Below are 19,418 nucleotides of genomic sequence, written 5' to 3'. Positions count from 1 at the left end.
CCGCTCAACGCCGCGAACGCGCCCGCATCCGCAGCGAGAAAGGCATCCGCTGGGGCGGCCGACCCCTCGCACCCGCAGCCTGAACCTCACCCAACCCGGCGATCATTTCCGGTCACAGCACTAGGTCGCGCGTTGGGCGTGATCCTGCTCATCGACACGCAGATCCCTGACAAGGACAGCCTGCCCACCGGGATCACGCGCAACGTCAACACCCGAATCTGCATGTCGGTGGCCGACCAGGTGGCCAACGACATGATCCTGGGTACGTCGATGTACCGCATGGGCTACCGCGCGACGGTGTTCGAGCCGGTGGCCGAAGCTGGCTGGGGCATCGTGGTCGGCCTGGGCAAGCCCGGTGCCCGGCGCGGCTTCGAGGTCGATACCGACCAGGCCAAGCAGGTGATCGCACGAGCGATCGAACTGCGTGTCAAGGCGGGCACCATGCCCGCTCCCGATGAACAGACCCGAGCGGACGCGCCGGCCTATGACCTGCTCGCCGACCTCACACGAGTGTGGCCCGCAGGACAGGACAAGGCATGGAACGAAGCGCTGTGCGTCAGGCTCGCCGAACTCCGGCCTGAGGTGTACGACGGCTGGCAGTCCGAACAGCTCACCAGCGCCTTGAAGCCTCATGGCGTCAAGGTCGGCGACATCGGCCGGCGCATCAACGGCAAGAAGTACACCCGCCGTGGCATCCGCCGGTCCAGCCTCGCCCAAGTCATCGCGGAACGTGACCGAAACCTACCCACCGACTAGCGCTCACGGGTGCTTCCGGAAGCAGTCCCGGCTGCTTCCGGAAGCACCCCCGCTAGCACCCGAAGATGCCCACTGACCAGCCCTGTAGCAGGTAGCAGCCCAATCGGCCGGCCACCTGAAATCAACCCGAGGAGGTGGTTTCATGCCCCCACACATGCTTGCTGCCGCCGCAGCAATCGCCCTACCCATCCTGATCGCACTCAGTTACGCATGCGCGTGCTACACCCGACCATTCCGCGAGTGCAGCCGGTGCCGAGGCGCCGGCCGTGTCGCCCATCTGATCGGTCGAGGCTGGCGCTTCTGCCCTCGCTGCAACGGCGCTGGCCTACGTCTCCGTATCGGTCGCCGCCTCTGGAACCAAGCGCGCGATCTGTACCGCGACGGCACGCGGTGACCCTGTCATTGGCCGAAAGGGGGTGAGGCCCAACGCAAAGCCCTGACCTGCGTCAATCAGACGAGACCCTCAGCGAGGCGCATTGCTGGGAAGAATTCTGGAATGCAGCGGCCTATGTGCTGGCCAATATCGAACAACGTCGCCACGCCCGACGTGGTGAGGAGCAGACGAAATAAGTATCAGGGGTCCGGCTGAACGATTTAGTTGGGCCCCTTTCGCCATGGTCTGCGATGTTGCCCCCAACTCGGTTGAGGTAGAGGTCTCCAGCCCATTATGGCCGGTCATGTCGGAAGTGCAGGACGAGTGCCTATTAGTAAGTCATCGGCCAATACGTTTAGAGCATCCGGTGCGATCGTCGCTAGAGCGCGGAGGGGTAACCACCAAGAGCCCTCGACAAGTCCACTCGCGATTATTCGACGTGCGCGAATAGGGTCGGCATACTCTGTGATATCAACTAATGCCCGCATCTGTAGGAACGCGTTGGGAATAGTTTGGGCAACTTTTTCGGCGCGATGAATGTCTCCGATTCTCGCCGCGGTCTTTGCTATATCGGCCAGGGCCGATGTCTGTTGATTCGCGTCGGCGACAGTGCGGGCAATTTCCTCCGCCCGATCCAGGTCTCCGATTTCGGCCACTGACTTTGCAAGGCTAGCGAGAGCGCGTGCTCGGTCATCTGTGTCCTCGATGGTGCTCGCGACAAGCTCTGCCCTGTCAATCAGACGGTAGGTCCGATCCATGTCACCTGTATCTGCGGCCACCTCTGCCAGGTCGGTTAAAGCCCAAGCCTGTGCGTATGGCTTGGCAATAGCCTCGGCAGCATGCTGAGCCTTGTCGGCAAGCTGGCCAGCCCCATCAATATCGCCAAGCTGTGCCGCCCGTCTAACCAAAAATGATATCGCGCGTGACTTTTCTTGAGGGTCGGCAATAGTATTGACGATTTGCTCGGCCCTCTCTATATTATCGAGATTAATTGCTATCTGCGCTATGTCGGCCAAGGTTCCATCCCGCCCTTCGGGAATGGTGCGCGCCATTAGCTCAGCGCGGTCCAGTTCCCCCATGCTCGCAACTATCTTTGCTAGTTCATCCAGGATCAATGCCTGCTGGTATGTGTAGGTGAGGGTATGTGCGATCTGTTCGGCCTGGTCAGTTAGTCTGTAGGCTCGGTCAGTCTCGCCTTGCTCAATGGCAACGCTTGACATTTGAGCCAAGGCTCGCGCCTGTCGATACGTATCACTGATTGCGCTAGCGACTTGTTCGGCAGCAGCCCATTCCCCGATATCCGAAGCGATCTTTGCAATGTTGCCCAAGGCCCACGCCTGCTGGTCGATGTCGATAATGGTAAAGGCGAGTCGTATCGCGCGTTCGACATCGCCAACGCAGATGGCCGTCTCCGCCAGATTGGCTACGGCCCATTCACGTGCATCTGTGTCGTTACAAAGTAGCAGTTCGCCTTGGTCAATGAAGTGGCGAGCGCGCTCGAAGTCCTCCGCGTCGTTTGCCGTTCTCGCGAGGAGGCCCAGGGCTCGTATTTGTTGATCGATATCAGCGATTGTACGGGAGATCTGCTCGGCGCGGACCAGGTCTCCGGCCCTGGCTATCGCCTCCGCCAAGTTAGCGAGTACCTCAACGTGGTAATGGTAGTGCAGATTTCGGATCGCATAAGCGAGTTGCTCAGCGCGCGCAAAATCCCCCCTCTCGACGGCTATTTTCACTAGGCCGCCTAGGGCCCAAGCCTTTCTGGTGGGGTTAGTAATCGTGTGGGCAAGTAGCTCTGCGTGGTGCAGTTCTCCATTGACCGCTACCGCTTCTGCCAATTCGGCCAACGCATGTGCTTGCTGTTTAATATTTGTTATAGTGCGGGCAATCTGCTCCGCTTCGTCATTGAGACGGTAAGCTCGATCCATCTCTCCCGTATCGGCCGCTAGATCGGCAAGGCCAGCTAGGGCTTGTGCTTGCTGCTTGGGATTAGTGATAGTGCGGGCTATCTCTTCGGCCTCGTAACTGAGGTGGCGGGCAACATCAATATTCCCTACGCCGGCTGTAACCTCAGCAAGGTGCCCTAGTGCGTCTATTTTATGTTCGGGTTGAGAGATCAATCTAACGATCTTTAGAGATCCGTCGATATCTCCAGCGTTGGCTAAAAAGCTCGCCAAGCCAGCCATCACTTGAGCTTGCTGTTTTGTGTTAGCTATCTTCCTGCAGATCTTTTCGGCTCTGTCTACTCTGCCGAGCTTCACTATGGCCATCGCTAAATGCGCTAAAGCCCAGACTTGTTCATAGGTATTCGGTATAAAGCGAGCTGTCTTCTCTGCTTCGATTGTGAGACTGTACGCCTGATTCGCATTGCCAATCTCCCAGTGCGCCCTTACTAGACATGCCAGAGCCCATACCTTCTGATCGGCATGACGCACAAGCTCGACTATGTTCTCTGCTTGCTGGATGAGGTCACGAGCCCAGGTTGATTGATCGGCGCCTATCGCTATCTCCGCTAATTCGCTCAAGGCTTGTACTCGCAGATGGGAGTCGGAAATAGTATCCACGATTCGCTGAGTTTGGCGGGCGAGGTGGCAACCGCGCTCTATAGCCCCAGTCTTGGCTTGTGCCTTTGCCAGGTGTATTAGGGCCCTTACCTGTTGCTCAGCGTCAGCAATGGACGCTGTAATCCGTTCAGAACAGTCTAACTCCCCGATGTCGGCAGCAGTGTTCGCGAGATCAGCTAAGGCTTGTGCTCGCTGGTACGGATTCGCGATGGTGCAGGCAATCTGTTCAGCCCAGTCTAGGCTGTGAACGTGGGCTAGGGTCTTCGCCAATTCAGCCATGACCTGGGCCTGCTGATGCGCGTTAGTGACGGCATGAGCGATTTGTTCGGCATGCTCAGCGAATTGACGAGCTTGGTCCATCTTTTCGGCTTGAGCTGCAATATGGATCAAGCGTACGAACGCCCGGGTTTGATGATAGGGATCGGTGATCGATCGAGCCAATGCCTCGCCCCGTGTGAGGTACCCAAGCTTGGCCCATACTGCTGGTAGATTCGCTGGGATATGCTGGTTCCGGTCTTTCAAATGATGGCGAGCCACGGCTAGCCGAAGCGAGGTGAGCATATCAGGAGATGTTTGAGAAGCAACAATGCGTTGAACTGTGGTTATCTCGTTTAGGGCATCGGCGTCACCCCCTGTGACATCTAGCATGCGGTTATGCCGTGATCGGTCGAGGGCGCATATCACCAGGCGGTCGTGCTCACCGACTTCGTTTAAGAGCTTGAAGTATCCGCCTAGAAGATATTCAGGCGTGCCAACGGGCCAGCTCTCCTGCTGATATCGGTCCGCCCATGCGTGGAGCCGCTGTCGGTAATTCTGTAGCCTGGTGCCGGCCAGATAGTGGGTGGACGTCTTTTGTAGTTCCTCGTGTGCAAGCACATACACAACTTCGGAACGCCATAAACTCTCACGAGTGGCGAAGGTCCTACCTGAAACCGTATGTAAGTGTTCTTCAATTTCCCAGGGATCTAGGTCGGTGAGCTCAGCGAGATCTCGGCTGCTTAGTCCGCCACCAGCCGCTGTTACTAGACCCAATAGATCTTGCTGTGCCACAGTGCCATGCAGCAGCCTGCGTAATTCTCTCTCAGCGTCGGCGCGGATCACCTGGGCCCGCGGCGAAGCATCTAGTCTCCTTACAATGCTGATATCGCGTAGTGGATGATCATCTGGTACATCAGACGGTATTGGTGGGTCTGGCCGACCTGCGATTATCACTCGCACATTGTCAGGTAGCTGAGCGGGCATTAATGCTGCGATGCTATGCGCCTCTGGGCCTAGGATGACTCCTCGATCCTCGTCCAGGCCATCGACTACGAGTATTAAACGTCGCCTTTCCTGATGGCAGATCGCTGCGGCTTGCTTAAGCATCTCCAGGAAATGCGCTTCCTCGGTAGCGTCCGTAAGGACCGGCATGGGCTGCATAGCTACTTCAGCCAACTGTTCCGCTACGACTCGGATGAATGCTCTGCGGTCGCTCTGCCCAGAGAAGCGGGCGGTTATGAAAAAGGATGCTATTTGCATCCCGGCGGGTGGGTGCATTACAAACCATGACAGCAGCGCTGATTTGCCAGCCCAAGCTGGTGCCTGCCAATAGAGATAACGAGATCCATCCGTAGTGGCACAAAATCTCGTCAGCTCAATCAGTTCTGTATCGCGATCGATTAGCTTGGCCGGAGCAATGCGCTGCACCGTGTGCAAGTAAGCCGATCGTGCTACTGGCTGGGGCAGAATCTGGTAGACGTCTCCCTCAACGATTCCGCTGTTGGCGAAGCCGCTCGCGCTGGCTGTGGCAGTGCCGCTGTCGCGGACGGCCATCCTACGTCGCTCTTTCACCGTTTATTATCGGCCTTTTCGCCTGGAGTCGTATGGTGGTTATTTAACTGAACTTGCTTCCACTGGTAGCCTGCCCGCCATCGGAAGCATCGGCGTCGCCAGTGCCTTCAACTATGACTTCACCCGTCAATTTGGCTGGACTATCTAGCCCGCTCACAGCTTTGCCCTTGGAGCCTGCTACTGCATTGCCCGTGTTCGATACGCGGATGCTTGTAGCTGGCTGCCGTACTGCCGCCCAGACTGCAACTCCAACCGCTGCCACGGCTCCTAAGGCTGATATCGAGGTGGCCAATTTGTTCGCCTGATCCCACTGTATGATTGCGAAGGCTGCGGCAAGTCCAGCCACGAGCAAGCATGTCAGGACGAGCGTCACACGACCTAGACCCATCCAACCATTATCGCCCAGGACGGCGCCAAAGTCCGACGATTCCAGATCCCATCTCTCCTACACGCATTCCAGCGGGGAACCTCCAACTGAGCCTTGGGACCACGGGCGCTGCTCGTCCCAACGCTGCGTCCTTGAGCAGGGAGTTCTAGGCCCAGCGAGGAACGATGATTGCCTTGTTTGGGTTGTTCCACGTGCCGGGCTCGATGTCGATGCGCTTGATCACCCTTGTCAGAAGTTCGTGACGCTCCTGAGCCGTGGCGTCGTCCCAGAGATCCGCGAGCGTTGTGAAGGTGGCCTTGAGATCTGTGCCCATCTCTGCCTCCAGCGCACACGCTGTCTTGAGGGCCGTCTCCGCCGCGTCGAGTTGTTTCGTGATCTCAGCCTTCAGCGCGGTGTAGTCCTCGTGCTCGATATCGCCGGCCGCGTACCCGTCGGCCAACCGTCTCCGCTTGGCCTTCAGACGACTGATGGTGGCCTCACATGCCTTCACGTCAGTCGTGGCCTTCTGTGCCGCCAGGATGCGCTGTGCGTCCGCCTCGACGGTCTCACCGCCCTTGGCGTTGGTGGTGACCCACTCGCGCACCATGGCTTCGAGGCGCTTGTTGCTGACGACCGCCCCCGGACAGGACTTGGTCTCCTGCCGCTTGCGGCAGCGCCAGACGTGGTACTGCCGCTCGCCGTTGCGGGCACTGAACATCGTGAGGCCGCACGCTTTGCAGACCACGAGTCCGGACAGCGTGTGCGTCACGACCCGTAGGCGAGGTGCCTTCAGCGCGTTGGCGAGGCGCTTCTCGCGGTACGTCTCCCACAGCTCCATCGAGATGATGGGTTCGTGCGCTCCCTGGCGCCATACGTCGAAGGACATGAGCTTGCGTGAGTTGGTTCCGTCGTTAGGCGGGTTCGAGCGTTCTCTGATCAAACCTGCGGCGAAGCCGGTGTCCATGAGTCGCCCCAGCGCTGTGGCGGTGAAGAGGCCACCTCGAAGGGTGCGATAGCCGTTGGCGTTGAGTTCCAGGGCTAAGGCTCGCATGCCCGTGCCCGCTACGAACCGTTCGTAGCAGGTCTTCAGGGCCGGTGCGGTTGCTGGATCGACGGTGTATCCGGTCGCTCTGTCGTAGCGGTAGCCGAAGCGGGCGGCGCCTGTGTGGGGCAAGCCGTTGCGTCTGCGGCGGGCCTGGGTCTCCTTCCAGCTCTCCGACATCTGGTCGGACTGCAACTCGGCGATCGTCAACATCTGGTCGCGGGTGAACCGTCCCACGCTCGTCGTGGTGTCGAAGTCCTCGGTCACGGCGATGACGCGTCCGCCGGCCTGCTCCACCTCCGCCAGGTACAGCCGTGACTGGAGCAGGTTGCGCCCCCACCGCGACCACTTCCACAGGAGCACGGTGTTCCACCGGCCTTCCCGGATCCCGCGGACGATGTAGTCGACGGATCGCTTGGCGAACTCCCGTCCTGACAGATCCAGGTCTCGGACGCGCTCGACGATCCGGATGCCGTGCCTGGCCGCGTACACGTCCTGTTCGTGTTCTTGCAGCTCAGGGCTGATCATCTCTTCGCGTTTCGTTGAGACGCGGGTGTAGCCGACGGCGATGATGGGGGAGTCGGAGGATCGCGGGCTGAGAGGCATCTGCATCACCTGCGTGCGCCATGGGGGAGTGTGTCCTTTAGCGCACTCTACAAACGTCGGCGCGATCTTCCGGTGCGCCGCCGCTCTGGGGGTGGACGGGATCGTGCTGTCGCCCCGGTGCGCCGATCCGCTCTACCGCCGTGCCGTGAAGGTGTCGATGGGGGCGGTGTTCTCGATCCCGTACGCGCGGATGGACAACTGGTTCACCGGGCTGGAGGTGATCCGGAAGGCGGGTTACCGGACGCTGGCCCTGACGCCCGACCAGTCGGTCACCTCGCTCGATGAGGTGAAGATGGCCGATCGGGTGGCGCTGCTGCTGGGGTCGGAGGGGGACGGATTGTCGTCGCGCTGGTTGACCGAGGCGGACGAGGCGGTGTGCATCCCGATGAGCTCCCGGGCGATGGAGGCGGGGGTGGACTCCCTCAACGTGGTGGCCGCGGCCGCGATCGCCTGCCACGGCCTGATGCGGGCATAACGCGCATGCTGTGCCCTGTACGCCATGGCGCGGCCACGCCGCTCCGCCGAGGTCGTCCACGCCCTCCCGCCGGCCCGCGACTGATCGCCCCGAAGGATGCGGCGCCGGAGATGCACGTCAGACGAGGCGGGTGACTTCGCCGGTGTCGATCGAGTAGTACGCGCCGACGACTTTGAGCTTGCCCTTGGCGATGCGAGGAGCGAAGAGCTTGTCCTTCTTGAGCCGGTTCACGACGTCGACGGTGTTGATGCGGATCATCTTGTCGACGTCGCCGCCCGAACGCGTGTATGCCGACCGCAGCGATGAAGCGATCGTGCTCAGCTCGCCGGGCAGCTTCTTGTGCTCGTGCAGGGACTCCGCGGCGGCCGTGACCGCCCCGCAGCGCTGGTGGCCGAGCACGACGACAAGGGGGGTGCCGAGCTCCGCCGGCCCGTACTCGGCGGCGCCTGTCACCAGCGGGTCAATGGTCTGCCCGGCCGTCCGTACCACGAACAGGTCGCCCAGTCCGGTGTCGAAGACTAACTCGGGAGCGACGCGCGAGTCGATGCACGAGAACACGACCGCGAACGGGTCCTGCTTCTGCGCCACCTCCTTGCGCCGGGCGGCGTCCTGGTGCGGGTGGGTCGTGGTGCCGGCCACCCAGCGGCGGTTGCCCTCGCGCAGGGTCGCCCACGCTTGATCCGGAGTGGACGGCCGCCGGTCCGGAGCGGTGTCGTGCGACCGCTGAGCGGTCTGGGCGAGGACGGCGGTGCCCGCGGACGTCGCACCGGCCAGGAGGCCGCCGGCCATGATGCCGGCGCGCAGCAGCGCCCGACGGTTGATCATGTGATTTGGCATGGAACAGGAGTATGCGCCGACCCGGGGCGCCGCGCCAGAACATGTAACAGTGATCACATTCAGGCACGCCGTGTTCGCGTCCGGCGTCCGTTACGCCCCCTGCGAATCAGCCCCGGAAGATGCCGTGGCAGGTGGTTGAGTGCGTTCATGAATGTTCTCATCCTGGGCGGGACGGCATGGCTGGGCCGTGAGGTGGCGCGGCAGGCGGTCGGGCGGGGGCACGCGGTGACGTGCCTGGCCCGTGGTGAGAGCGGCCGGGTGGCCGACGGCGCGGCGCTGGTGGCCGCCGACCGGCGGTCGGCGGGGGCGTACGAGGAGGTGCGGCACCAGGATTGGGATGCCGTCGTGGAGGTGTCGTGGCAGCCGGGCCTGGTGCGCGGCGCGCTGGCGGCGTTGGGGGAGCGGGCGAAGCACTGGGCGTACGTGTCCTCGGGCAACGCCTACGCCGCCCACGGCGTGCCCGGCGCCGACGAGAGCTCGCCGCTGCTGGAACCCACCGACCGCGACGAGGTGGACCAGGAGCTGTACGGCGAGGCGAAGGTCGCCTGCGAGCGGGCCTCGGCCGAGTCCGTGGGGGACCGGCTGCTCATCGCGCGCGCCGGCCTGATCGGCGGGCCCGGCGACCACAGCGGGCGCACGGGCTACTGGGTGGCGCGGGCGGCACGCGGCCCGCACGGCCCGATGCTCGTCCCCGACTCCATGGACCTCCCCACCCAGGCGATCGACGTGCGTGACCTGGCCACCTGGCTGCTCGACTGCGCCGGGAGCGGGACGGCCGGCACCTTCGACGCGGTCGGGCCGGTGGTGCCGTTCGGCGAGTGGATCGAGCTGAGCCGCACCATCGCCGGGCACACCGGGCCGGTGGTCCGGGCTGACCCGGCCTGGCTGCTGGAGCAGGGTGTCGCCCAGTACATGGGGCCTGAGTCGCTGCCGATGTGGCTCGTCGAGCCCGGATGGGAAGGCTGGTCCGCCCGTTCCGGAGCGGCCGCACTCGCCGCCGGCCTGCACCACCGTCCTCGGGCCGACCTGCTCACGGACGTGCTGGCGTGGGAACGCGACCAGGGACTGAACCGAGACCGTCGGGCGGGGCTCAGCGCGGCCCGGGAGAAGGAGCTCCTCGGCCTTCTCGGCCCCACTGGCCAGACCTCACATGGCAGCACGCGACGGCCTCCCGCCGCCCGCCGATGAGGTCCCGGGCGATGGACGGCGGGGGTGGACTCGCTCAACGTGGTGGCCACCGGCCGCCGCCATCGCCAAGGCCTGATGCGGAGCGGCGCCCGGTTGTGGCTCTCGTCACAGGCCGAGGTCGTCCAGTTCCTTCAGCAGCGCCGCCGGTCAGCCGTGTGTGTCGAGCGGGACGTGCAGCGAGAGGTGCGAGGACAGGGCGCGGAGGAAGTCCGGGGCGTCGAAGGCCGCGCCTGCGGAGGCGACGCCGGTGGTCCTGGTCCGGCCGGTGAGGATGCGGTCGACGGCCTCCACCGCGAGCGGCGCGCTGATGGCGTAGATGTCCTGACCGGCGGCGGCCACGCGGCGTTCCTTGCCGCCGGAGCGGACGAGGACGTCGACGACGAAGGTCTGCGCGGAGCGGCCGCGCCCGTCGACGGCGGCAGGTGCCGAGGCGTCGGGAGCGAACAGGTCCGCGGCCGCCTTGGCGGTCATGTAGGTGCGCACCTCCGGGACGGCCAGGTGGCTCGGAACGGTGACGACGTCGGCCATGGTGAACTCCCCTATGACGCTCTGGGGGCCGAGCGGAGCCGGGAAGGGCCACTCCAGGGTCGGCAGAGCGGCGTCGTGGTACTCCAGCCGTCCGCTGGTGTAGCGGACACGGCGGCCACCCCGTCGCTGCCCCGAGATCGCGCCCGAAGCGAGCGTTCCGGCAGTGGGGTGCCAACTGCTCAGGCCGTAGGCGATGTGCGCCTCGTCCGCCGCCGTCCAGTCGCCCATCGCGGTGGTGACCAACAGGTCGCCGAGGCCGCCGTAGAAGGCCATCGCCGGGACCACCACGGTGCCCGCGGCGCGGGCGCGCTCCGCGAAGTGATCGAACGTGTCAAGGTTCGCCTCGATCTCGGCCGCCACGTCGACATACGGGATGCCGGCGCGCAGCGCCGCCTCGACCAGCGGGGCGGCGGTCGTGGCGAAGGGCCCGGCGCAGTTGATCACGGCGACCGCGCCGTCCAGCGCGCGGTCGAGCGAGGCCGGATCCTCGGCCGACGCGCGCCGCGCCTCGAGCCCCGGCCAGGCCTGCGCCAGCGCCAGCAGCTTGTCCTGGTCCCGGCCGAGGAGCAGCGGGACGTATCCGCGCTCTCGCAACTCCGCGACCACGAACCGCCCGGTGTGCCCGTAGGCGCCGAACACCGCCACGTTCCGAACCGATCCCATGTCTGCTCCCCGCGTGCTCGACGTTGTCACGGGGGAAATCCTGTCCCCGTTGACCCATCGGGGCCCAGTGTCCGGAACGACATGACCCGTACAATTTCCGACATGAGCTCTTTCCCGCGCTCCGTTGCGGTCGCCGCTACCGACGGGATGCTGCACTTCGAGCTGGCCCTGGCCTACGAGGTCTTCGGCTCCGCCCCGGCCGCCCTGCCGGGGCCCTGGTACGACGTCACGGTGTGCGGCGCGCACGCCGTCCGGGTCGGCCGGTTCCTGCTGGAGCCGGACTGCGGGCTCGACCGGCTCACGCGCGCCGGCACCGTGATCGTCCCCGCCCTGGCGGACGTCGACGAGGACCCGCCGGCCGACCTTGTCCAGGCGGTGCGGGCGGCCCACGAGTCAGGCGCGCGAGTGGTCTCCCTGTGCACGGGCGCGTTCGTGCTCGCCGCCGCCGGCCTGCTGGACGGGCTGCGCGCGACCACGCACTGGGCCCACACCGAGGAGCTGGCCGCGCGCCATCCCCGGGTGCAGGTCGACCCGGACGTGCTCTACGTCGACAACGGCAGCGTGCTCACCTCCGCGGGCAAGGCCGCGGCCATGGACCTGTGCCTGCATCTGGTCCGCCGCGACCACGGCTCGGCGATCGCCAACGTGGTCGCCCGCCGCCTGGTCGTGCCGCCCCACCGGGCCGGCGGCCAGGCCCAGTTCGTCACCACACCGGTGCCCGCCCAGGACGGCCATCCCCTCGCCGAGCTGCTCCCCTGGGTGATGCGGCGGCTGGACCAGCCGCTCACCGTGGAGGACCTGGCCCGCCAGGCGAACATGAGCTCGCGCCACCTGGCCCGCCACTTCCGCTCGGTGACCGGCACCACCCCGCTGCAGTGGCTGCTGACGCAGCGGATCCGCCGCGCGCAGGAGCTGCTGGAGACCACGGACGACAGCGTCGACACCATCGCCTCGGCCGCGGGCATGGGCACGGCGACGACGCTGCGCCGCCACTTCCACCGCACGATCGGCGTACCACCGGACGCCTACCGCCGGACGTTCCGGGCGTGAGGCCGCGGGCGAAAACCCTTCCTCACTGTGCAAACGTCACGTAAGTGCGTCAGTCCCGGACCAGGACCCTGGTGACGCCCGCGACGACCGACACGGTGAGCAGCCAGCCGACCAGGGTGAGCACGTAGGAGACGAGCTGGTCGAGGCCGTGCGGATTCCATGCCTTGGCCTGGCCGAGGTCGATCACGGGGATGATCAGGTCGAGACAGTAGGCCAGGGCGTTGAAGTCGGGATGTTCGCCGGCCTTGAGCGGCGGCGGAGGAGATCCGAGGAAGTAGGCCGTGCCCGCCGCGAGGAACGCGATCAGCCAGAGGGCCGCCAGCCAGGAGCGGTAGCCGTACCCGGCGGTGATGTCGTGGACGAACCCGGCCGCGCGCTCGACCCATGGCAATGTCCTGCGGCGGTCGCGCTGCTTGGCCAGGAGGACCGCACGGGCGTCCCTCTCGTGCCCGATCCGCCGGTACATGGCGGCGAGCTGTTCGTACGACTGCGGCTGGTAGCCCGACGGATTGCGGCGTAACCAGTCGATCTGCTTCGAGGCCGGGTGGACCGGGTCGATGGAGTCATAGGTGAGACCGCCGATGGACACCCTGTCCGGCCACGGCGGGCGCACGCCCTTCAGGACGCCGATCCGGGCATTCGTCAGGTCGAGCGGCCCGGTCATGCGGCGCGGCAGCTCCAGCACTCCCGCCTGGATCTCCTGGCACAGCAGGGCCGCCCCGTCGGTGAGCTCCAGGAGTTCGAGGTCGATCCGGCCCACCGCGCTCGCCCCCGTCAGCGTGAGCGCGCCGCCACATCGCGCGTGCGCGGCCACGAACAGGTCGGTCCCGAACCGCGCGCGAGTGGCTCCGAACCCGCCCAGCCTGGCTTCCTCGATGTGGACCCGCCCTTCGACGGCCGCGTAGTGCAGAGTGACCTCACCCGCGACGGTGAGCGTGGGCCCCAGCCAGAGGTGGCCCTTGACCTGTGCGGTGCCGGCGTTCAGAGAGGTGTCCGGCCCGGTCAGCTCCGCATCCGACAGCGCGAGGTCTCCGCCGATGACGGCGCCCGGCATGCACACCCGCCCGGCGGCTCGGAACCCCTCGCGCAGGAAAAGATCGTTGGAGACGGTCAGCCCGTCCGCCTGTATCGCGACCCCGTCGACGCCCTCGATCCTCGACCCGCTGAGCGCGAGAATCCCATCCACCCGCGCGCCGAGCAGAGCGAGCTTGGAGGCCACGCATCTGGCGAGCACCAGGTTCCCGTCGATCCTCGCCATCTCGGCGTTCAACGCCGGCAGCCGGCACCCGTCCAGGACGATCGTGCGGGTGCGTGCGTCGTTGAGCAGCAGCTCCTGCTCCAGCACGCAGTCGATCAGGTGCAGCCGGTGGACGACCTCGGCGCCGTCAAGGTCGAGCCGGCCCACGATGTGCGCCCCGGCCAGGAACAGCTGGGGGACCTGCCCCGGCTCGGCGTCCACCTTCCCGAGCAGCAAGGAGGTGATGACGTCAGCGGCGACGACCCTGGCCGGTGACCATGTCCCAGGGTCATGGTCACCGGAGCTCGTCCGGTCGCCGACGCGCAGATCAAGCAGGTCACCCGCGGCGAAGGCGTCACGAAGCCGCCTCGCGGTCTCGGCACTCGGCTGTACGGCGCCGCCCTTGGTCGATGTCACCGCCATGCGGCCATCATGCCCTAGGCGGGCGCGACGATCGGCTCACTCCGAACGGGCTGCTCGCCCGGTCGATCCACGGCCGGGCTCGGCGCCGGATCATTCGTCACGCCAGATCTCCTTGCCGGTGGCGTCGTAACCGATGACCACGTCACCCACCTCGGCATGGTCGGCGGGAACGGCGAACAGCGCGATCCCGAGGCCCCAGAGATCCGGCTTGGCGACGGTGGACAAGCGCTTCCCGTCGTGGTGGACCATCTCGATCCGTGCGGTTCCCCCTCTGGTGGCGCCGTACCAGTACTTGTCGTAACCCATGAACGCCAGCCGGCCCAGATTGACGTTCTCGGCGAAGTCCGATGGGGACCCCACCTCGACCCACTGGACCTTCTCGCCGTCGATCCACCAGATCAGGCAACCCTCCTGGAGTGTGGCGCCCGCCCCGTGGCCCAGCTCGGCCACGGCGCCCTCGGGAGGCAGAGGGCTGCACCTGTCCACGTCGCCGCCGATCGTGTGACGCCGGCCGCGCGTGTCGCGGAACTCGAACTGCAGCCGGTCACTCGGGGCGTGGCGCATGACCCAGATCTTCGCCGGCGCGCCTTTGAGCGTGTAGACCTCGCCCTGGGCAAGCTTCTTGTCCGACTCCCCGTCGATGCCCGCGACCGAGGTGACGTCGTGGCCCGCGATCCCGATGGAGATCACCGGGTCGCCCTTCAGGTCGAGCAGCCGGCGCACGGACGACGCGTCCTTCGGCGGCATGTACGGCTGGCACCGGCTCGTCGTCGGCGTCCGGATGCACAGCGCGTCCCAGGTCTTGCCGTCCGACAGGGTGGCCTTGCCGAACCACAGCTTCAGGTCGCCATCGGTGACGACCTCGCCGGCGGGGCCGGCCGGCGGCGCGTGGTCCGTCCGGAGCAGCCCGCCGACGAGCGTGACGGCGCCCATGATGACCACGGCCGCCGCGGCGGGCAACGCCACCGTCCAGAACCGGTGCGCCCGTTGCCTGCGCGCGGCCTTGTCCCCGACCTTGGTCCAGGCCCGCGGATCGGGCTCGTAGATCTCCGCCTTGGCGTCGAGTGCCTCGCGGAGGCGGTCCTCAAGCATCGTGGTCCTCCTTGAGTGCCTTGGACAGCGCAGCCATGCCGCGGCTGGCGTGCGTCTTGACCGAGCCGGGAGAGATCCCCATGGCGTCGGCGATCTCCTGCTCGGACAGGTCGAGCCAGTAGCGCAGGACCAGCGCCTCGCGCTGCCGCCGAGGCAGCCGGTCCAGGCTCGCGAGCAGCTCGCGGTGACGTTCGGCCACCAGGACGTGGTGCTCGCTGCTCGCCGCGTCAGGTGGCGGGTCGGTGCGGCGCAGCCGAGCCAGGCGGAGGTGCCGTAGCCGGTTGCGGGTCTGGTTGCAGACGATGGAACGCACGTAGGCGATGGCCGCGCCGTCATCCCGGAGAAGGGATCGCCGCGCGTGCAGCCGGGCGAACGCCTCCTGCGCGATGTCCTCGGGATCGTCGGCGCCCAGCAGCCCGGCGAGCCGCACCATCCCCAGGTAGTGTGCCGAGAACAGCTCGGCCAAGCCGGCGTACTCGCGGCGCTCCGTCATGGCGTCAGTCACACCTCAGGGACACATGGACGCCTGGCCCGTTGACAGCACGCGTGACATTTTCGTCCCCGGCACACCCCAGCGGTCACCGAGCCGGGCGCGCGTGACCGGATCGACGCCTCGACCCGCCCCCTCCGCGGCTCAGCGGCCGCAGATGTTGACGGCCGCGCGGCTCAGGCCGGGGTCGTGCACGATGTCCAGCAGGGTCGTGGCCACGTCCGCCCGGGTCAGTGCTCGCGGCTTGGCGAGCAGGCCGTGGCTGACCAGCCCGGAGCCGGCGGCGGGGCCGTCGGTCAGCCTGGTCAGCCTGGCGATGGTCCAGTCCAGGTCGCTCGCGGCGACCGCCTGTTCGAGGTCGCGGGCGTCGGCGTAGGGCGTGGCCAGCAGGCGGCGCAGCAGCCAGAGGACCAGGTACGGCCGGCGGGCGACGTTCGGGTAGGGCGTGGTGACGACCAGCCGTCGTGTCCCCGTCTCGGCCATGGCCCGCATGATGGTCCGGGTGGCCTGGGCCGCCCGGTGCGGGTCACGCTTGTCGCCGCCGTTGATGATGGAGATCACCGCGTCGACGCCGTCCACGGCCGCGCGGACCTTGTCCGGGTCGCGGCCGTCGCCCTCGACGCGGACCTTGTCCGGGTCGCGGCCGTCGCCCTCGACGACGGCGTGCGGCTCCGGCTTCCCCGCCAGGGCGGTGGCGTCACGGGTGAACGCGGTGACCTGATGGCCGCGCCGGAGCGCCTCGGCCAGGACGTGCCGGCCGGTACGCCCGGTGGAGCCGATGATCGCGATTTTCACGGCTGCACCGTCCGGATGGTCAGGAGGGCGTGGACGTCGGGCATCAGATCACCTCGAAGGTACTCATCATGGCCATGTCCTCGTGTTCGAGATTGTGGCAGTGCAGGACGTACCGGCCGCGGTAGCCGGTGAAGCGGGTGATGATCTCCACGGTCTGCGCCTCCCGCAGCTCGACGGTGTCCTTCCATTCGGTCGGCCCGGCGGGGCGCTCGCCGCCGGCGGAGAGCACCTGGAAGGGAGACAGGTGCAGGTGGACGGGGTGGGAGACGTCGCTGGTGAGCCGCCAGATCTCGGTCTGGCCGAGCTTGGGGCGGGCGTCGACGCGGCGGGCGTCGAAGGGCTTGTCGTTGATCAGCCAGCCGGTGCCGCCGTGCATGCTGCCGCTGGTGAACGTGAAGTCGCGGGTCACCGCGGCCTTGGCCGGGTCCAGCGGCTCGACGCGTGACAGCGTCTTCGGCACGGCCGAGTCGTCGCGGGCGTCCCGTTCGACGGTGAAGCGCATCACGCGCGCCTGCGGCCCCTCTTCCAGGAGGTTGCGCAGCTCGACGTGGTCGCCGACGCGGTGGGCGGCGAAGTCGACGACCACGTCCGCCCGCTCGCCCGGCGCCAGCCGTACTCGCCGCAGGGAGCGGGGCGCGGCGAGCAGCCCCCCGTCGCTGCCGATCTGCGTCAGCGTGCCGCCCGGCGACAGACCCAGCTCGTACGTGCGGGCGTTGGAGCCGTTGAGCAGCCGCAGCCGGTACCGGGCACGGTCCACCCCGAGCCGCGGCCAGGGCGCGCCGTTGACCAGGATGACGTCGCCGAGCACACCGCCCATGAACGCCTCCCGGGCGCCGGGCGCGTCGCCGCGGGTGGGGTAGGGCATGGTGCCGTCGGTGGCGAAGGAGCGGTCGCAGATCATCAGGGGCAGGTCCCGCTCGCCCGCGGGCAGCGGCAGCGCCGCCTCCTCCTCGTCGCCCACCAGGAAGAACCCGGCCAGCCCCCGCCAGACCTGCGGCCCGGTGTGGTCCATGCGGTGGTCGTGGTACCAGAGCGTGGCGGCCCGCTGCTCCAGCGGGAAGGTGTGGTCGCGGTGGGCGCCCGGCTGGACCAGGTCGGTGGGATACCCGTCGGACTCCGGCGGGGTGTGGCCGCCGTGCAGATGGGTGACGGTCGGGACGCCGAGTCTGTTGGTGACGCGGACGACGGTCCGGCGTCCGCTGCGCGCCCGGATGGTGGGCCCGGGGAACTGCCCGTCGTACCCCCAGATCGGGGTGCGCAGGCCGGGCAGGATCTCCACCTCGGCCGGCCGCTGCACGAGCTCGTAGTAGTCGGTGGTCGCGTCGGTCCTGTGCGGCCTGGCCGCCGCGGGCAGCGGCAGCGGCACCGTGTACGGCTCGGGCAGCGGCGCGCCGCCGACCAGCAGCCTGGGCGACGGCGTACGGCCCAGCAGCGAGCAGCCCGGGACGGTCAGCGCCGCCGCGCCCAGGCCGAGCAGCCGCAGCGCCTGCCGTCGGGTCATCGTCATGCGGGCGCCGTTTCGGCACGGCGGGAAACGACGGCGAGCAGCCCGGTGGCCGGCCACGTGGCCCCGTGGACATATCGGAATGGAGGTCCCATGACCCGATATCGTCGTCCGGCCATCGGCTGGGGGCATCCCACAGCGAGGTCTTCTCCCGCTACCTCACAGGGATCATCCGGTGGCCTCGGCTACGCCGCCGGGAGTAGTTCCGGGTACGGCACGGCGGGGAGCGGCTCATCGAGGTTGACCGGGAATTGCGCCATCAATGGTTCGGCTCCCTGCCGGGCCGAGCGTGTCCAGGAGGGGGCGTACGCGCGTTTAGGACCGTGACACGGGGCACAGGCAGACACCGTCGGGAGGAGATGACATGAAACCTGTGGAGAAAGCCACATCGCTCGGAATGGGCATGCTCAGTGGAGCCCTGGCCGCCGGGCTGTTCAAGCGCGTGTGGAAGCTGGCGTCGGGTCAGGAGGACGCACCGGACGCGGGCGACCTTGCCCGCGGCTGGACGGAGGTCCTCGCCGCCGCCGCGATTCAGGGCGCCATCTTCGGCCTGGTCAAGGCCGCCGTGCATCGCGCCGGCGCGCAGACCTTCCGGCACAGGGCGGTCGAGGGGAAGGGCTGACAGAGCGCCGGCCGCGCCCCCGTCCTGGGAGCGCGGCCGGCTGGTCGCTGTGAGGACCGGTTACTTCTGCGACAGGACGTGGCCGTGGAACTTGGGCTTGTCCGTCTCCCAGTACCGCCAGCCCTCCACGCGGGACGGGATGTCGGCGATTCCGTTGGTGACGTTGAGCACCTTGCAACTGTCGAGCCGGGCGCGGACGCCGAAGTGGACGCGGTAACCGAAGACGCGGTACCACATGTTGCCGTACTTGCCCTTGCTGATGTCCTGCGTGTAGTCGTGGCCGGTGAAGACCATGTGCCGCTTCTCCAGGTGCGGCCTGGAGATCCTGGTGAGCGCGCGGATCACCGTGTCCGGCGTGATCGTCCTGTTGAACTGCCTGAGCTTGATGAAGTCCGCCTCGACGAACGCGAGCACCTCGTGCTCCCGGTGGACGCTCACCGTCATCGAGCCGCCGGGGCCGTCGACGAAGCGGGTGCGCGGGATGTAGAAGTGCCTCGGCTCCAGAGAGTGGATCTTGAAGAAGGTGCCCCGGTTGCAGTCGTCCCCGGCTCCGGCGAGGTGGAGATGGCGATTGAGATGCCTTTTGATGGGCGTCGTGGTGGTGGTCGACGTGTTGTCGTCGGCGTCGTCATCGTCGTCGTCATCGTCGTCCGTGGTGAACGTGGTGACCGCGGGGTCCGAGCCGTCCGAGTCCACCGTGTCGGTGGTCCCGCGCTTGCTGTGCTGATGCGACGACACGGCGTGCCTGACGGCTTTCTTGAGCTTGTCCTTCGGCGGTGACGCCAGCGCCGGGACGGACAGGCCGGCGGCGAGCACCACGGACAGGCTTCCGGCCGTGGCGAGCATCAACAGCGCCTTGACCGGCCGGGTGGCGGTCTCGGTGGTTCGGGAACTGGTGAACATCAGAGGTACCGTTCCTCTCGGAACGCGGCGGATGGCCGCGGACAATCCATTGGCCGGAAAGGCCCACTTGCGCACG

Annotated in this window: 14 protein-coding genes and 1 pseudogene; 5 read left to right on the top strand and 10 right to left on the bottom strand. The window is 66.7% G+C overall.

What is annotated here, in order from left to right; all coding sequences use genetic code 11:
- Positions 1 to 138 precede the first annotated feature (138 nt).
- Entirely contained in the window at positions 139 to 756 is a 618-nt protein-coding gene (locus MTP10_RS40390) for a hypothetical protein (protein ID WP_310717097.1), read from the top strand.
- Positions 757 to 1,431: 675 nt separating this feature from the next.
- Here the strand turns inward: MTP10_RS40390 and MTP10_RS40385 are convergent.
- Both MTP10_RS40385 and MTP10_RS40380 read right to left on the bottom strand, forming a co-directional pair.
- The gene (locus MTP10_RS40385) at positions 1,432 to 5,502 is read right to left on the bottom strand and encodes a hypothetical protein (protein WP_310717095.1); all 4,071 of its coding nucleotides are present in this window, start codon (positions 5,500 to 5,502) and stop codon (positions 1,432 to 1,434) included.
- A 551-nt stretch (positions 5,503 to 6,053) separates the two neighbouring features.
- Positions 6,054 to 7,535 (bottom strand): recombinase family protein, encoded by a 1,482-nt coding sequence (locus MTP10_RS40380; RefSeq protein ID WP_310717092.1) that lies wholly within the window; start codon positions 7,533 to 7,535, stop codon positions 6,054 to 6,056.
- Between the two features lie 52 nt (positions 7,536 to 7,587).
- Here MTP10_RS40380 and MTP10_RS40375 point away from each other — a divergent pair.
- Positions 7,588 to 8,010: pseudogene (locus MTP10_RS40375) on the top strand (TrmH family RNA methyltransferase); the annotation flags it as partial.
- Positions 8,011 to 8,127: 117 nt separating this feature from the next.
- Here MTP10_RS40375 and MTP10_RS40370 read toward each other — a convergent pair.
- Positions 8,128 to 8,835: a carbonic anhydrase gene (locus MTP10_RS40370; RefSeq protein ID WP_310717089.1), complete on the bottom strand. Its 708-nt coding sequence runs from the start codon at positions 8,833 to 8,835 to the stop codon at positions 8,128 to 8,130.
- Between the two features lie 159 nt (positions 8,836 to 8,994).
- Between MTP10_RS40370 and MTP10_RS40365 the strand changes: the two genes are divergently transcribed.
- Positions 8,995 to 10,035 carry an epimerase gene (locus MTP10_RS40365; protein WP_310717086.1) on the top strand — a complete coding sequence of 347 codons (1,041 nt, stop codon included), beginning with the start codon at positions 8,995 to 8,997 and terminating at the stop codon, positions 10,033 to 10,035.
- Positions 10,036 to 10,182: 147 nt separating this feature from the next.
- Here the strand turns inward: MTP10_RS40365 and MTP10_RS40360 are convergent, their stop codons facing one another.
- Positions 10,183 to 11,226 carry a saccharopine dehydrogenase NADP-binding domain-containing protein gene (locus MTP10_RS40360; RefSeq protein ID WP_310717084.1) on the bottom strand — a complete coding sequence of 348 codons (1,044 nt, stop codon included), beginning with the start codon at positions 11,224 to 11,226 and terminating at the stop codon, positions 10,183 to 10,185.
- A 102-nt stretch (positions 11,227 to 11,328) separates the two neighbouring features.
- Here MTP10_RS40360 and MTP10_RS40355 point away from each other — a divergent pair, with 102 nt between their 5' ends.
- Positions 11,329 to 12,276: a helix-turn-helix domain-containing protein gene (locus MTP10_RS40355; RefSeq protein ID WP_310717082.1), complete on the top strand. Its 948-nt coding sequence runs from the start codon at positions 11,329 to 11,331 to the stop codon at positions 12,274 to 12,276.
- Between the two features lie 49 nt (positions 12,277 to 12,325).
- Here the strand turns inward: MTP10_RS40355 and MTP10_RS40350 are convergent, their stop codons facing one another.
- The 5 genes from MTP10_RS40350 to MTP10_RS40330 all read right to left on the bottom strand — a co-directional run bounded on the left by MTP10_RS40350 (position 12,326) and on the right by MTP10_RS40330 (position 17,820).
- A complete protein-coding gene (locus MTP10_RS40350; RefSeq protein WP_310717080.1) occupies positions 12,326 to 13,936 on the bottom strand; it encodes a hypothetical protein in 1,611 nt (536 codons plus the stop codon).
- Between the two features lie 90 nt (positions 13,937 to 14,026).
- Positions 14,027 to 15,028: a hypothetical protein gene (locus MTP10_RS40345; RefSeq protein ID WP_310717078.1), complete on the bottom strand. Its 1,002-nt coding sequence runs from the start codon at positions 15,026 to 15,028 to the stop codon at positions 14,027 to 14,029.
- Positions 15,021 to 15,521 (bottom strand): sigma-70 family RNA polymerase sigma factor, encoded by a 501-nt coding sequence (locus MTP10_RS40340; RefSeq protein ID WP_310717077.1) that lies wholly within the window; start codon positions 15,519 to 15,521, stop codon positions 15,021 to 15,023. Before MTP10_RS40340 ends, MTP10_RS40345 begins: the two co-directional genes overlap by 8 nt.
- Positions 15,522 to 15,662: 141 nt before the next feature.
- The gene (locus tag MTP10_RS40335) at positions 15,663 to 16,313 is read right to left on the bottom strand and encodes an NAD(P)-binding oxidoreductase (protein WP_310717075.1); all 651 of its coding nucleotides are present in this window, start codon (positions 16,311 to 16,313) and stop codon (positions 15,663 to 15,665) included.
- Between the two features lie 43 nt (positions 16,314 to 16,356).
- A complete protein-coding gene (locus MTP10_RS40330) occupies positions 16,357 to 17,820 on the bottom strand; it encodes a multicopper oxidase family protein (protein WP_310717072.1) in 1,464 nt (487 codons plus the stop codon).
- A gap of 361 nt (positions 17,821 to 18,181) precedes the next feature.
- On the opposite strand from MTP10_RS40330, the gene MTP10_RS40325 reads away from it, so the two are divergent.
- The gene (locus tag MTP10_RS40325) at positions 18,182 to 18,439 is read left to right on the top strand and encodes a DUF4235 domain-containing protein (RefSeq protein ID WP_310717071.1); all 258 of its coding nucleotides are present in this window, start codon (positions 18,182 to 18,184) and stop codon (positions 18,437 to 18,439) included.
- A gap of 60 nt (positions 18,440 to 18,499) precedes the next feature.
- Here MTP10_RS40325 and MTP10_RS40320 read toward each other — a convergent pair whose 3' ends face one another.
- Positions 18,500 to 19,342: a hypothetical protein gene (locus MTP10_RS40320; RefSeq protein ID WP_310717069.1), complete on the bottom strand. Its 843-nt coding sequence runs from the start codon at positions 19,340 to 19,342 to the stop codon at positions 18,500 to 18,502.
- Positions 19,343 to 19,418: the final 76 nt, after the last annotated feature.

Source organism: Nonomuraea sp. 3-1Str, assembly GCF_031570565.1.
GTDB lineage: Bacteria > Actinomycetota > Actinomycetes > Streptosporangiales > Streptosporangiaceae > Nonomuraea.
The sequence above is the reverse complement of the archived record's forward strand: the minus strand, read 5'-3'. Positions and strand labels throughout refer to the sequence as shown.